Below are 13553 nucleotides of genomic sequence, written 5' to 3'. Positions count from 1 at the left end.
CCGACCCCGAAAGCTGTGAAGGGGCCCTTCACGGACTCAGAGTCCGTGAAGGGCCCCTTCACAGCTTCTCAAGCGTAGCTAGTGCTTCGGCGCGGGGCCGGCCTGGTCACTGAGCATCCGGAGGGCGTTGACGAGCCCGCCCACCAGGTCACCCTCCTTGAAGGAGGCGACCATGCTCGCCACCGCGAGGTTCGCGCCGCGGTCGGGAAGCCGCAGGTGCGCGCGCTGCCCGGTGACGATCTCGATCGCCCGCTGCGTCGGCGAAACGGCGACGAGCACCGAGTCACGCGGGTCCGCGGTGGTCGCGTGCAGCCGCTCTGCCTCGGCACGGGTGTCCTCGGCCAGGTCGCCGAGATAGACGCTGAAGGCGAGCCCGGTCTCCCGGCTCGCAAAGGTCAGCGCCTCGTCGAGACGAGCCAGCTGCTGCACGCTGAACGGAGTGTCCGGCGGAGCAGGCTCGTACATCTTCGCCGCTGACAGGCGCCCGCTGCCCGTGATCACCTCGCCGAACGCGAGGTCCTTCTCCGCCACCCCGACCGGGTGGGTCAGCTCACCACTTGCCACGAGCGCCTCCCGCTGCCGTCGCGGTGCCCGCGGGCACCGCAGTCTCCGCACCGGCACCGTGGGCGGCACCGACGCCCTCCGGATTGCCGGTCCACCACATCGCGGGGTACTCCCACGGCTGACCCGGCCGGTAACGCTGCGTCCCCGAGGACTTCTTCCGCAGGGTGGCCGCGCCGACCACCAGGTAGATGGCCAGGGGGATGACCGCGTAGACCAGGATCGTCTCGACAACGTTCACGCCGGTGAGCGTATCGGATGCCGGTTTCCGGCACCGCGCGGCGCACCCACCGTTCACCGTCCGGAAAGCGCCGTCCGCCGCTTGGCTCGCCCCCGCTGGCACGTTGGGGCGAAGCCCCGCACGCCGAATGATGGCAACTCACCGTACGGGCGGCCGTACCGGCGGACCTCGCCTTGTCGAAACCCTGAAATGCTCGTAGCTTTTTCACCTGTACGGGCCTTGCGCCCCCTTCATCAGCCCCAGCAGGTCACGCACCGGCCCCAGGAGGCCCCCTCATGCAGAGCGTCCAGCCCCCCACTCAGGCGATCACCGAGACCATTTCGTCACCCAGCGATGTCGCTGCTGTCCCCGGAACGCGTGTGACCTCCGGTACCAGGGTCACGCGGGGTACACGAGTCACCCGCGGAACCCGGGTGACGATGGGGACCAGGGTGACCCGGGGCACCCGCGTGACGAGGGGCACGCGGGTCACCATGGGCACTCGCGTCACCCGGGGCACGCGCGTCACCTGCGGCACGCGCGTGACGATGGGGACACGGGTCACTCGGGGCACCCGCGTCACCATGGGCACGAGGGTCACCATGGGCACGCGAGTCACGATGGTCACCCGCGGCACGCGAGTCACGATGGGCACGCGAGTCACCTCCGGCACCCACGTCACCATGGGCACGAGGGCCACCATGGGCACCCGCGTCACCTGCCGGAACGACTACACCCTCGCCGCCTGACCCGGCACCCGGCACCTGGCCGACACTTCCGATCCGGCCGTCGGCGAAACGGCACCCACCCCGGCAGCCCGAAGGCAGCCGGGGCACCGTGCGGTCCGGACCAGAATCCGCCCGAGCCGGAGCACCGCCGGATCAGCTCACGCGGCGGTCCCCAGGTAGGGCTGCCACAGCGGGTCGGCCTCCTTGGAGTGCGCGAGCAGCCGCCAGTGCGGGCCGTGCGGCGCCCGCGGGACGACGCGCAGCCGCCAGCCGATCTCCGACAGCAGCCGGTCGGCCTTGCGGTGATTGCACTTCGCGCAGCAGGCCACGCAGTTCGTCCAGCTGTGCGGGCCGCCGCGGCTGCGCGGCAGCACATGGTCTATCGTTTCCGCCCGGCCGCCACAGTAGGCGCAGCGGTAGCGGTCACGGTGCATCAGCCCGGCGCGGGTCAGCGGAACCTTCGCCCGGTACGGCACCCGTACGTAGGTGCTGAGCCGGATCACCGACGGGACGGGCAGGGACACCGTGGCGGCGTGCAGCTCCACCCCCTCGGGATCGCCGTGCACGACCTCGGCCTTGCCGCACATGACCAGCACCACGGCACGCCGCATGGGCACCGCGGTGAGCGGTTCGAAGGTCGCGTTCAGCAGCAGGACGCGACGGCGGCCCCAGGCCGGGGCCGCGGGCTCGGCAGCTCTACGCTGTCCGGGCGGACGGGACGCTCCCCCTGGCCGGTTCCCCGGCCCGGACGGGACCGCTCCGCCGGATGCGGAACCTCCCGCGCGGGCACGCAGGAACGCCTCCGGCGGCGTACCGGCCATGGCTTGGCCGCTGCCGCCGAGGGGGATGGGTTGTCGGTCTGGCACTCGACCACCTCCACCGGTGCAGGCATAGTCGACCACACATCGGGCCCCCTGCGCACGTGTGTTCCGTGACGCGTCACGCGTCCGCGACCCGCGAGCCACCGGCGAAGAAGCCGGAAAACGCGACGAAAGGACTGCCTCCGCCCGTGAATGCCGTGCTCAGTGCTTCCCCGCCGCCCTGCATCTCCGACCCGAGCACCTTCTGTTCCCAGGTCTACTCGGTCACCGGTAACGAGTGGCTCGCCGGTTCCGCGGGCTGGCTCGTCACGAAGCCGCTGCGGATCATCCTGATCGTGGTCATCGCCTTCCTGGTGCGCTATCTCACACGCCGGATGATCGACCGGGTCACCCGCCTGCCTTCGGGCGGCAAGCTGCCGGCCCTGCTGCGCCCGCTGCGGGAACGCGCCCCGGAGATGCTCGGCCCGGCGGTGCTCGAACGCCGCCGCCAGCGGGCCAAGACGATCGGCTCGGTGCTCAAGTCGATGGCCACGCTGATCATCTACGGCACCGCGTTCTGCCTCGTCGTGGGCGAACTCGGCTACGACCTGGCCCCGCTGATCGCGTCCGCGGGCATCGTCGGGGTCGCCCTCGGGTTCGGCGCGCAGAACCTGGTCAAGGACTTCCTGTCCGGGATCTTCATGATGATCGAGGACCAGTACGGCGTGGGCGACGTGGTGGACATCGGCGAGGCGACCGGCACGGTCGAGGCGGTCGGCCTGCGCATCACCACCCTGCGCGACCTGCAGGGCACCGTCTGGTACGTGCGCAACGGCGAGGTGCTGCGGGTCGGGAACTCCAGCCAGGGTTTCGCGGTCGCGGTGGTCGACGTGCCGCTGGGGTACTCCGCCGACGTGGACCGCGCCTCGCACGTGCTCGCCGAAGCCGCGACCAAGGCGGCCGAGAGCGAGGCGCTCGCCGCGCTCGTGCTGGAGCCGCCCGAGATGCTCGGGGTGGAGAAGGTCACCCCGGAGAGCATCCAGCTGCGGCTGACGGTGAAGGTGCGGCCGGGCAAGCAGTGGGCCGTGCAGCGGGCGTTGCGCGGGCAGCTGCTCAGGGCGTTGGAGGACGCCGGTTTCGAGCCGCCGCTCGGCCGGTTCCTGTCCTCCCCGTCGGTCGACAAGTGACCGGTGCGGCAAGGCAAGATGGAAGGGTGTCGACTGTGAGTGACCCGGAACCGGCGAACCTGTACGAGGCGGTCGGCGGCGAGCCGACCTTCCGGCGGATCGTCGCGCGGTTCTACCAGGAGGTCGCGCGGGACGAGATCCTGCGCCCGCTGTACCCGGAGGAGGATCTCGGCCCGGCCGAGGAGCGCTTCCGGCTGTTCCTCATCCAGTACTGGGGCGGCCCGCACACCTACTCCGACCAGCGTGGCCATCCGCGGCTGCGGATGCGGCACGCGCCGTTCAAGATCGGCCCGATCGAACGCGACGCCTGGCTGCGCGCGATCCGGATCGCGGTGGACGAGGAGAACCTGCCCGAGCCCTACCGCGAGCAGCTGTGGGCGTACCTGGAAATGGCCGCGCACAGCATGATGAACAGTTTCGTCTGATGGCCGCTGCACCGCATGCTTCCTGGTGGTCCGACGCGGTCTTCTACCAGGTCTACCTCCGCTCGTTCGCGGATTCCGACACCGACGGCATCGGTGACCTGGAAGGGCTGCGCCGCCGGCTGGGCTACCTGGAGCAGCTGGGCGTGGACGCGCTGTGGCTCACGCCGTTCTACCGGTCGCCGATGGCCGACCACGGCTACGACGTGGCCGATCCCCGGGACGTGGACCCGATGTTCGGCACGCTGCGCGACTTCGACGAGCTGCTCGCCGACGCGCACCGGCGGGGCATCCGGGTCACCGTGGACGTGGTGCCCAACCACACCAGCAACCAGCACGCCTGGTTCAAGTCCGCGATGGCCGCCGCCCCCGGCAGCCGGGAGCGGGCCCGCTACCTCTTCCGCGACGGCCGCGGCCCGGACGGTGCCGAACCGCCCAACAACTGGGTCAGCGTGTTCGGCGGCCCGGCCTGGACCCGGGTCCCGGACGGCCAGTGGTACCTGCACCTGTTCACCCCGCAGCAGCCGGACCTGAACTGGGACGACGCCGAGGTGCGCTACGACCTCGAACGCACCCTGCGGTTCTGGCTGGACCGCGGCGTGGACGGGTTCCGTTTCGACGTGGCGCACGGCATGGCGAAAGCGCCGGGCCTGCCGGACATGGACCCGCGCGCAGCGCAGGAGTACAGGACCAGCGAACAGGGCAAGGCCTACGACCCGCGGTTCGACGACGACGGGGTGCACGACGTGCACCGGATGATCCGGAAGGTGCTCGACGAGTACCCCGGCACCATGTCGGTCGGCGAGATCTGGGTGTCCGACGAGGAGCGGCTGGCCCGCTACCTGCGCCCGGACGAGCTGCACCTGGCGTTCAACTTCCGCCTGATGCTCACCCATTTCGACGCGGACGCCCTGCGCACCGCGATCGAGCGGTCGCTGGCCGTGCCGCGGGCCGCGGGCACAGACGCCACCTGGACGCTGTCCAACCACGACGTGTCGCGCACCGTGAGCCGCTACGGCGGCGGCGCGGCGGGCCTGCGCCGGGCGCGGGCGATGGCGCTGGTGGAGCTGGCCCTCCCGGGCGCGGTGTACCTGTACAACGGCGAGGAGCTGGGCCTGCCGGACGCGGACCTGCCGGCGAGCGCGCTCACCGACCCGCGGGCCCGCACGCTGGGCCCGGAGTACGGCCGCGACCCCGAACGGGTGCCGATGCCGTGGGACGGCGACCTGCCGCCGTTCGGGTTCTCCCGCAATCCGCGCACCTGGCTGCCGACCCCGCCGGAGTGGGCCGGGCTGACCGCGGAGCGGCAGCTCGCGGATCCGGAGTCCACGCTGGCCCTGTACCGGCAGGCGATCGAGCTGCGCCGGACGCACCCGGCCCTGCACGCGGGCGACGAACTCGAATGGTACGGCGCGCCGGCGGGCTGCTTCGCCTTCCGCCGGGGCCGCGGCGGGCTGATCTGCGCCCTGAACACCTCGGCCAGCTCGATCGCGCTGCCGCCCGGGGAGGTGCTGCTCAGCAGCAGTCCCCTGGTGCAGGGCAGGCTGCCCCCGGACGCCGCCGCCTGGCTGGTCTGACCATCCGGATGATGTCCACAGTGGACCAAAAGTTGCCCTGGTGCGGCCGCGGCGGGCATGCTTTACTGACCGCGGTCATGTTTTGTGTTCGTGCGGCGGGCCCTCCCGCCACCACGCTCGCAAGATGCAGCGGGCGTAGTGATTCTCCGCGAGCGGAAGATCAAACCGTCGGTGTCCGACCCCGATGCCGAAGCGGTATCGCGAGTTTTTCCGTGTACTGGAGTGGAACATGACGCAAGGCACCGTGAAGTGGTTCAACGCCGAAAAGGGCTTCGGGTTCATCAGCCCGGACGACGGCGGGGCCGACGTATTCGTGCACTACTCGGAGATCCAGGGCAACGGCTTCCGCAGCCTGGAGGAGAACGCCCGGGTGGAGTTCGAGGTCGGCCAGGGCCAGAAGGGGCCGCAGGCCACCGGGGTCAGCGTCATCTGACGCGGATTTCGCGGTAGGACAAGGTTTTTCCGATGGGGCCGGTGCCTGGTGCACCGGCCCCATCGTCCATCCGGGACGCATCGGGCCGGATCCAGGGCCCCGGCAAAGTCGGTCGAGGACCCGTGATCAGCAGACAGAGCCGTGGCTACCCGACCGGTTTCGGGTCCGTGAAGGTGCCCCTGACGGACCCAGAGTCCGTGAAGGGGCCCTTCACAGCCCTCCGCAGCTGCGCAGGGCCCTCCACACCGACTCTGCCGACACCCTGGGGCAGGATCGGTCAGGCCAATCTGCGCCGTCTCGGCTCACCGTGGTCACGCACCGGTTGGGGCGGGATACGAGAGTCGGCATCGTGTGGTGTGGTCAGCAACGCGGCCACGAACCGGCGGACCAGATCCGGTTCGGGAGTCACGTCCCCGTCCAGGCGGGCCACCAGCACCGCGGGTTCGCCGGGCGCGGTTTCCACCGACACCGCCCAGCCCTGGCGAGCGTTCCACAGCAACATCAAGTCCTGCCCCGGAAACTCCGGCGCACGGCCGTTCAACGCCACGTACGCGGTGACTGTGTCGGAGACCTCGCACGAGGCGCACTCCGCCGACACCCCCACGGCCGCGGCGACTTCGCGCACGTAGGCGACCAGCTCCCGGCGTAGCGAATGCGGATCGTCGGCGGCGGGCAGGGACCTCGGACGCTCAGGACCGGAACGCAGCATGGTTCTCCTCTTCCGCCGCCGGGTTCCGCTCCGCGGCCGGGCAGGAGCCCGTGCCACGACCCGCGCCGTGGGAGGAGAACCGGCGGGCTCGGTGATCGGGTGCGCCGAACGAACATCCGGCTGATGAACCGGTCCCGACTCTACCCGCCGGGGCAAGCGAACGGCTCAGCTTTGCGCGCTGCTGCCCGAATCCCCGCCATTTGCCGCATCCGCCACCGACATCGCCACCCACGCGGCGAACAACCCGGCCTGCACGTACGGCGCGGCTTCCCCGACCGCACGCACCACCTGCCGGGCGCCCCCCTCGGGCCGCTCCGGTGTCTCCGGTCCCGGGACGTCCGCCGGGCGATCGGTGCGCCACGGCGTCTCCCCCGGCCGTACCTCAGCGAGGAAGTCCGCCGTCGGGTCACCGTCGGAATCGCTCATGCCCACACCCTGACACCGCGGGCCGCCGCGCGCAGGCACATTCCGCGAATCCCGCGGAAACGGGTCAGAACAGCAACGGCAGCAGCGCCTGCCGCCGCCGGAGCACGGCGCCGTAGCGAGCGTCGAGGCGGAGCCAGGAATCGGTGGCGGACACGCGGACCACATCGCCATCCACCGACGAGTCGAACAGGCCCATCCCGGACAGCGCGAACAAGCAGCGCATCTGGACCTTCACTTCGAGGTCGCCGCCGGTGACGGTGAGCACCGCCTGGTCCATCAGCGACGCGGGCGGGGTGCCGTGCGGGCCGGCATTGTCGCGGGCGAGCGCGACCCCGCGGTCGGACAGCTCGGACACCACGCCGACCGGCAGCTCGTCCACCAGCCGCCACCGGCCGCTCGGCGGCAGCTCGCCGTGCCACAGCAGATCACGTGCCGGGCCGGGATCCATCACCTCGCCGCCGGCCACGGTGAGCGCGGCCAGCAGCTCGTTGCCCGACACCGTGACATCGGCCGGGGTGACGGTCCCCGCCACCGCGCGGGTGGCGAGGACCTCGAACGGCGTTGCCGTCCACGCTTCCACGATCTCTTCCCCGGCGCGACGGCGCAGCCGGACCGCGGTGGTCCCGTCCAGCCGCACCGCGCGGGCCACGAACGCACCCAGCGTCTCCCGGTCGGCGGGATCCGGGATCCGCAGTTCAGGCACCCGCGAACACCCGCTTGAGGAACTCGCCCTCCGCCTCACTGAGCCGCCGTGGCCGCAGTTTGGCGGTGTCATACGGCGCGAGCACGGTTTCCGCGGTGACGGCCACGGGATCGGTCTCGTCCGGACCGCCGTGCACCCGGTAGCCGAGGGTCACCGTCGAAGCCTTCAGCTCGGTGAGCTCCATCTCCACGCGCACCGTGTCTGCGGGGCCGGCGACGATCGGCGCGCGGTAGTGCACCGCGAGCTTCACGACCACGACGCCCTTCGGCAGCTCGGTGAGACCTTCCTTCACCGCTTCGCCGAACAGCACCGGAATCCGGGCCTCTTCGAGCAACGTCACCACGTTCGCGTGGTTGACGTGCCCGTACAGGTCCATATCCGACCACCGCGGACGGACGTGGCTGACGTAGGTCACCGCACAGTGCTCCGGATCTGTCGCGCGGCCACGGACAGCGTCGCGAGGTCGAGCCGCCCCGAGCGGGTGATCTCGTCCAGCGCCACGCGCGCCCGCGAAAGCCGCGAAGCGTTGGCTTTCTCCCACTGCGCGATCTGCTCGTCCACGGAACGGTCCTGATCGCTCTGCCGCAACGCATCGAGCGTGATCGCGCTCAACGAACCGTACACGTCGTCGCGCAGCGAGAGCCGCGCGAGGGCGTGCCAGCGGTTGCCCCGCTCCAGATTGCTGATCTCGGTGAGCATCCGGTCCACGCCGAGGTGATCCGACAGCGCGAAGTACAGCCCCGCGGTGTCCGCCGGAGTGTGCGTGGCGTCCAGGCCGACCTGCTGTTCGGCCAGCTCGGCAACCTCGACCACGTCGAGCAGGCCGTAGCTGTGCAGCAGCAGCGCGACCCGGCGGGCCAGATCCGCGGGCACCCCGTCCTTGACGTAGGCGGCCGCGTCCTCCTCCACCGACTCCAGCTCGACCCCGCGCAGCAACCCGCCCAGCTTCGGGCCGAGTTCGGCGAGCACCGGGCCGAACCGGTTGATCTCGGCCAGCGGCGCGAGCGGCTGCGGGCGGTTGGTGAGGAACCAGCGAGCGGCCCGGTCCAGCAGCCGCCGGGTCTCCAGCACCATCCGGTCCGCCACCTCGGTGGGCACCAGGTTGTCCAGCTCCGCGATCTCGACCCAGAGCTTCGGCAGGTCGTAGACGTGGGTGACCACGGCGTAGGCGCGCACCGCGTCGGTCGCGGTCGCGTTCATCTCCTCCATCAGCCGGAAGACGAACGAGATGCCGCCGCCGTCGACCAGTTCGTTGGTCACCAGCGTGGTGATGATCTGCCGGCGCAGCGGGTGCTGCGCGATCGCCTCGGCGAACCGTTCCCGCAGCGGCGCCGGGAAGTACTCCGGCAGCCGCCGGGCGAACACCTCCGATTCGGGCAGGTCGGACTCCAGCAGCTCGTCCTTGAGGTCGAGTTTCACGTGCGCCAGCAGCGTGGCCAGCTCCGGCGAGCTGAGCCCGTCCCCGGCCTTCTCCAGCGCGCGGAACTGCGAAGTGGTCGGCAGCGCCTCCAGCCTGCGGTCGAACGCGCCTTTGGCCACCAGCGCCGAAACCTGCCGCGCGTGCACCGAGACCATCGGCGCGGCGTGCGCCCGGCTGACCCCGAGCACCGCGTTCTGCCGGTAGTTGTCCGCGAGCACCAGCGCGCCGACCTCGTCGGTCATCGCGCCGAGCAGCTCGTCGCGCCCGGTACGGGCCAGCCCGCCGCCCGCCACCAGGTGATCGAGCAGAATCTTGATGTTGACCTCGTGATCGGAGCAGTCCACCCCGGCCGAGTTGTCCAGTGCGTCGGTGTTGATCTTGCCGCCGGTGCGGGCGAACTCGATCCGGCCGAGCTGGGTCAGGCCGAGGTTGCCGCCCTCGCCGACCACCTTGACCCGCAGCTGGTCGCCGTTGACCCGGATGGCGTCGTTGGCCTTGTCCCCGGCGTCGGCGTTGCTCTCCGAGCCCGCCTTCACGTAGGTGCCGATCCCGCCGTTCCACAGCAGTTCCACCGGCGCCAGCAGGATCGCCTGGATCAGGTCCATCGGCGCGAGCCGGGTGACGCCCTCGGCCAGCCCGAGCGCGGCCCGCACCTGCGGGCTGACCGGGATGGTCTTCGCCGAGCGCGGGTAGATCCCGCCGCCCTCGCTGATCAGCGAGCGGTCGTAGTCGTCCCACGAGGAGCGGGGCAGGTCGAACAGCCGGCGCCGCTCGGCGAACGAACTCACCGCGTCCGGGTCCGGGTCGAGGAAGACGTGCAGGTGGTTGAACGCGGCGACCAGCCGGATGTGCTCGGACAGCAGCATCCCGTTCCCGAAGACGTCGCCCATCATGTCGCCGATGCCGACCACGGTGAAGTCCTCGGCCTGGATGTCCTTGCCCAGCTCGCGGAAGTGCCGCTTGACGCTCTCCCACGCACCCTTGGCCGTGATGCCCATGGCCTTGTGGTCGTAACCGACCGAGCCGCCGGAAGCGAACGCGTCGCCGAGCCAGAAGCCGTACTGTGCGGAGACCTCGTTGGCGATGTCGGAGAACTTCGCGGTGCCCTTGTCCGCGGCGACCACGAGGTAACTGTCGTCCGCGTCGTGACGCACCACGTCCGGGGCCGCGACGGTGGCGCCCTCGACCCGGTTGTCGGTCAGGTCCAGCAGACCGGAGATGAACATGCGGTAGCAGGCGATGCCCTCGTTCAGCTGCGCCTCGCGATCGATCCCGGCGTCGCCGGTCGGCGCCGGCGGCCGCTTCACCACGAACCCGCCCTTGGCCCCCACGGGCACGATCACCGCGTTCTTCACCGCCTGTGCCTTGACCAGGCCGAGGATCTCGGTGCGGAAGTCCTCCCGCCGGTCCGACCAGCGCAGCCCGCCGCGGGCGACCGGGCCGAAGCGCAGGTGTACGCCCTCGACACGAGGCGAGTACACGAAGATCTCGAACTTCGGGTGCGGCTCCGGCAGATCCGGCACCGCGCTCGGGTCGAGCTTGAAGGCCAGGAACGCGCGCGGGTTCCCGCCGGAATCGCGTACGCGATAGTTCGTCCGCAGGGTGGCGTTGACCACCGCGGTCATCCTGCGCAGGATGCGGTCCTCGTCCAGGCTGGTGACCTCGTCGATCATCGCGGAGATCTCCGCGGCCAGCGTCTCCTCGCGGGTCGCACGGTCCACATCGGACAGTTGCGGATCGGAGCGGGTCTCGAACAACCGCAGCAGCTTCGTGGCCACCTGGGTGTGTTTGACGACGGTGTTCTGGATGTAGGACTGGGAAAACGGGCTGCGGGTCTGCTGCAGGTACCGCGAGTAGGCGCGCAGCACGGCCACCTGGCGCCAGCTCAGCCCGGCCCGCAACACGAGCGCGTTGAGCCCGTCGACCTCCGCGTCACCGCGCCAGGAGGCGTGGAAGGCCTCCTGGAAACGGTCGCGCAGCTCGCCCAACGCCGTGCTGTCGGTCTTTTCCAGGCCCTTCGCGTCGATGCGCAGGCCGAAGTCGTAGATCCAGCTCGCACCGCCGTCCTCGCGGAAGAGCTCGTACGGCCGCTCGTCGACCACCTCGACGCCCATCGCCTGCAGCACCGGCAGCACCTTGGACAGGGTGACGCCCTCACCGCGCAGGTAGAGCTTGAACCGCCGCTCCCCCGGCTCGGCGTTGTCGGGCAGATAGAACGACTGGGCGAGATCGCCTTCCTCGGCCAGCGCGTCCAGCTTCCGGAGGTCGGCCAGCGCGTCCTCCGCGCCGAAGTCCTCCTTGTAGGCCTCCGGAAACACCTGGGCGAACCGCTGGCCCTGCTCGACCGCGGACTCCTCGGCGACAACGCCGCCCGCACCCGGCCGCTCGCGGCGCTCGGCGAGAATTGCCTCCGCCAGCCGGTCCTCCCAGCTGCGCACGACCGTGTTGAGCCGCTCCTGGATGTTCAGGACGTCCGGCTCGATCCGGTTCGCCGGATCGGTGTGCACGATGAAATGCACCTGGGCGAACAGGGTCTCGCCGATCCGCGCGCTGTACTCGAGCTGGACACCCTCCAGCTCCTTGAGCAGCACGTCCTGCATGGCCAGCCGGGTCTTCGTGGTGTAGCGGTCGCCGGGCAGGTAGACCAGGCAGGAGAAGAACCGGCCGTACGGGTCGCGGCGCAGGAACAGCCGCAGCCGCCGCCGGTCCGACAGCGTGATCGCGCCGGTCGTGGTGGCATACAGCGAATCCGAGTCGGCGGAGAACAGGTCGGCGCGCGGCCAGTTCTGCAGCACCTCCAGCATCCGCTGGCCGGAGAAGGACTCCATCGGGAAACCGGCGCGGCGGATCACCTCGCGCACCCGCTTGTCCACCACCGGGATGTCGAGCACGTTCTCGTGCAGCGCGGTGGTGGTGAACATGCCGAGGAACCGGTGCTCGCCGGTCACCCGGCCCTGGCCGTCGAACGTCTTCACGCCGACGTAGTACGGGTACACCGGGCGGTACACGGTGCTCGGCGCACTCGCCTGGGTGAGCACCAGCAGGGTCGGCGCGAGCCCGTCGGCCGAGCTGTCCGGCCCGGCCGTGAGACTGCGCGCGGCGAGGCTGTCCTGGCGCAGCACACCGAGACCCGACGCGAGCACCGCACGCAACGCCGGCTCGTCCGTGTCCGGATGTGGATTGTCGACCAGCTCGTAGCGGCGGTAGCCGAGGAAGGTGAAGTGGCCGTCGGCGAGCCAGCGCAGCAACCGGGCGCCTTCGTCGATCTCACTTGCGGGCAGCTTCGGCGGGTTCTGCTCCAGCTCGGCGGCGAGCGCGCAGGCTGTCTGGCCCATCTTGTCCGCGTCCTCGACGACCTCGCGCACGTCACCCAGCACCGAGGCGAGCCGGTTGTCCAGCTCACGCGCCCGGTTCGGATCGGTGACCAGGTCGATCTCGGCGTACATCCAGGATTCCGCCGCCGCGCCCGCGGGCGGATCGCCTGGGTCGGCGTCCAGGTGCAGCCCCTCCAGCTCACCCGTCAGCCCACGGCTGACCACGACGATCGGGTGCACGATGCGGTGCACCTGCACGCCGTCGCGGGCGAATTCCGCGGTGATGCTGTCCACCAGGTACGGCATGTCGTCCGTGACCACCTGCACGACGGTGGCCTCCCGGGTCCAGCCGTCGTCGGCGGCAGTCGGGTTGAGCAGCCGCACCGCGGGCCGCCCCGGCATCCGCTGCCCCGCCAGCTGCAGATGCGACCGCACCGCACCGACCAGCGCGACCGGATCGTCGCCAACGATCTCGTCGGCCGGAATGTGCCGATAATAACGGCGGATCAACTCTGCCATCTCGGGCGCGCGCGCCGCGGCGGCCTCGACCAGTTCGTCCCGGATCTGCTCCGGGCTGGTGGTACCGCTTGGCGCGCCGACGTCCGTGCCGACGCCGGTTCCGACGTCGGTTCCGGACAGGGACGAGGCTCCCGTCGAGCTCATTGAGCAACTCTCCAGTGTGCGAGATCGAGACGCGTCCGTCACCACAACGTGCCGGACACCCCCACCCTAATCGGCCCGCCACCGCGCCCGTACGGCGCGGGGAAAGACTTAAGGTTCCCGCTATTGCGTTGCCCCCGCAGGGTTTGCGCGTGATCGGTTCAGCTACCCGCCGGTCGCTTCGCGGTGCCCCGCCGGGAAACCCCCGGCACCGGCCCGCCGCCGCGGTCGCGGGCGCCGCGGGCGGCTTTCGGGATCGGTTCAGAATCCTCGGCTCGAACGTCTCGCGGGTTGGGAAGGTTGCTTCGGCTGAGCGCGAGGATTGGCACAACACACGATCGTTGCTTACGTGGCCGCTCGTCGATGGCCGTGCTACGCCTCCGGCTTCTGGCT

General features: G+C 70.6%; 13 protein-coding genes. 5 read left to right on the top strand and 8 right to left on the bottom strand.

What is annotated here, in order from left to right; translation table 11 throughout:
• Positions 1-78 precede the first annotated feature (78 nt).
• Both ATK36_RS26775 and ctaJ read right to left on the bottom strand, forming a co-directional pair.
• Entirely contained in the window at positions 79-564 is a 486-nt protein-coding gene (locus tag ATK36_RS26775; protein WP_098514003.1) for a DUF5130 family protein, read from the bottom strand.
• Positions 551-802 carry an aa3-type cytochrome oxidase subunit CtaJ gene (gene ctaJ, locus ATK36_RS26770; RefSeq protein WP_098514002.1) on the bottom strand — a complete coding sequence of 84 codons (252 nt, stop codon included), beginning with the start codon at positions 800-802 and terminating at the stop codon, positions 551-553. The genes ATK36_RS26775 and ctaJ overlap by 14 nt, the downstream gene beginning before the upstream one ends.
• Positions 803-1365: 563 nt before the next feature.
• On the opposite strand from ctaJ, the gene ATK36_RS33935 reads away from it, so the two are divergent.
• Entirely contained in the window at positions 1366-1530 is a 165-nt protein-coding gene (locus ATK36_RS33935; RefSeq protein WP_245915214.1) for a hypothetical protein, read from the top strand.
• A 137-nt stretch (positions 1531-1667) separates the two neighbouring features.
• Here ATK36_RS33935 and ATK36_RS34860 read toward each other — a convergent pair whose 3' ends face one another.
• On the bottom strand, positions 1668-2375 hold the full coding sequence (locus tag ATK36_RS34860; RefSeq protein WP_245915213.1) for an HNH endonuclease: 708 nt from the start codon (positions 2373-2375) through the stop codon (positions 1668-1670).
• 143 nt (positions 2376-2518) lie between these two features.
• Between ATK36_RS34860 and ATK36_RS26755 the strand changes: the two genes are divergently transcribed.
• The 4 genes from ATK36_RS26755 (at position 2519) to ATK36_RS26740 (ending at position 5928) form a co-directional block, all read left to right on the top strand.
• The gene (locus tag ATK36_RS26755) at positions 2519-3496 is read left to right on the top strand and encodes a mechanosensitive ion channel family protein (RefSeq protein WP_211292079.1); all 978 of its coding nucleotides are present in this window, start codon (positions 2519-2521) and stop codon (positions 3494-3496) included.
• A 35-nt stretch (positions 3497-3531) separates the two neighbouring features.
• Positions 3532-3921: a globin gene (locus ATK36_RS26750; RefSeq protein WP_098513999.1), complete on the top strand. Its 390-nt coding sequence runs from the start codon at positions 3532-3534 to the stop codon at positions 3919-3921.
• Positions 3921-5495 (top strand): glycoside hydrolase family 13 protein, encoded by a 1575-nt coding sequence (locus ATK36_RS26745; protein WP_098513998.1) that lies wholly within the window; start codon positions 3921-3923, stop codon positions 5493-5495. The genes ATK36_RS26750 and ATK36_RS26745 overlap by 1 nt, the downstream gene beginning before the upstream one ends.
• 229 nt (positions 5496-5724) lie before the next feature.
• On the top strand, positions 5725-5928 hold the full coding sequence (locus ATK36_RS26740) for a cold-shock protein (RefSeq protein WP_098515203.1): 204 nt from the start codon (positions 5725-5727) through the stop codon (positions 5926-5928).
• 277 nt (positions 5929-6205) lie between these two features.
• Here the strand turns inward: ATK36_RS26740 and ATK36_RS26735 are convergent, their stop codons facing one another.
• The 5 genes from ATK36_RS26735 to ATK36_RS26715 form a co-directional block, all read right to left on the bottom strand.
• The gene (locus ATK36_RS26735; protein WP_098513997.1) at positions 6206-6637 is read right to left on the bottom strand and encodes a DUF6292 family protein; all 432 of its coding nucleotides are present in this window, start codon (positions 6635-6637) and stop codon (positions 6206-6208) included.
• 165 nt (positions 6638-6802) lie between these two features.
• Positions 6803-7063, bottom strand: coding sequence for a hypothetical protein (locus ATK36_RS26730; protein ID WP_098515202.1), 261 nt, complete (start codon positions 7061-7063; stop codon positions 6803-6805).
• 64 nt (positions 7064-7127) lie between these two features.
• Positions 7128-7766, bottom strand: coding sequence for a DUF8010 domain-containing protein (locus ATK36_RS26725; RefSeq protein WP_098513996.1), 639 nt, complete (start codon positions 7764-7766; stop codon positions 7128-7130).
• Complete coding sequence (locus tag ATK36_RS26720) at positions 7759-8181, bottom strand: acyl-CoA thioesterase (RefSeq protein ID WP_098513995.1); 423 nt, start codon at positions 8179-8181, stop codon at positions 7759-7761. The genes ATK36_RS26725 and ATK36_RS26720 overlap by 8 nt, the downstream gene beginning before the upstream one ends.
• Positions 8178-13163, bottom strand: coding sequence for an NAD-glutamate dehydrogenase (locus ATK36_RS26715; protein ID WP_098513994.1), 4986 nt, complete (start codon positions 13161-13163; stop codon positions 8178-8180). The genes ATK36_RS26720 and ATK36_RS26715 overlap by 4 nt, the downstream gene beginning before the upstream one ends.
• Between the last annotated feature and the right edge of the window lie 390 nt (positions 13164-13553).

It is taken from the genome of Amycolatopsis sulphurea (assembly GCF_002564045.1).
Lineage (GTDB): Bacteria > Actinomycetota > Actinomycetes > Mycobacteriales > Pseudonocardiaceae > Amycolatopsis > Amycolatopsis sulphurea.
The sequence above is the reverse complement of the archived record's forward strand: the minus strand, read 5'-3'. Positions and strand labels throughout refer to the sequence as shown.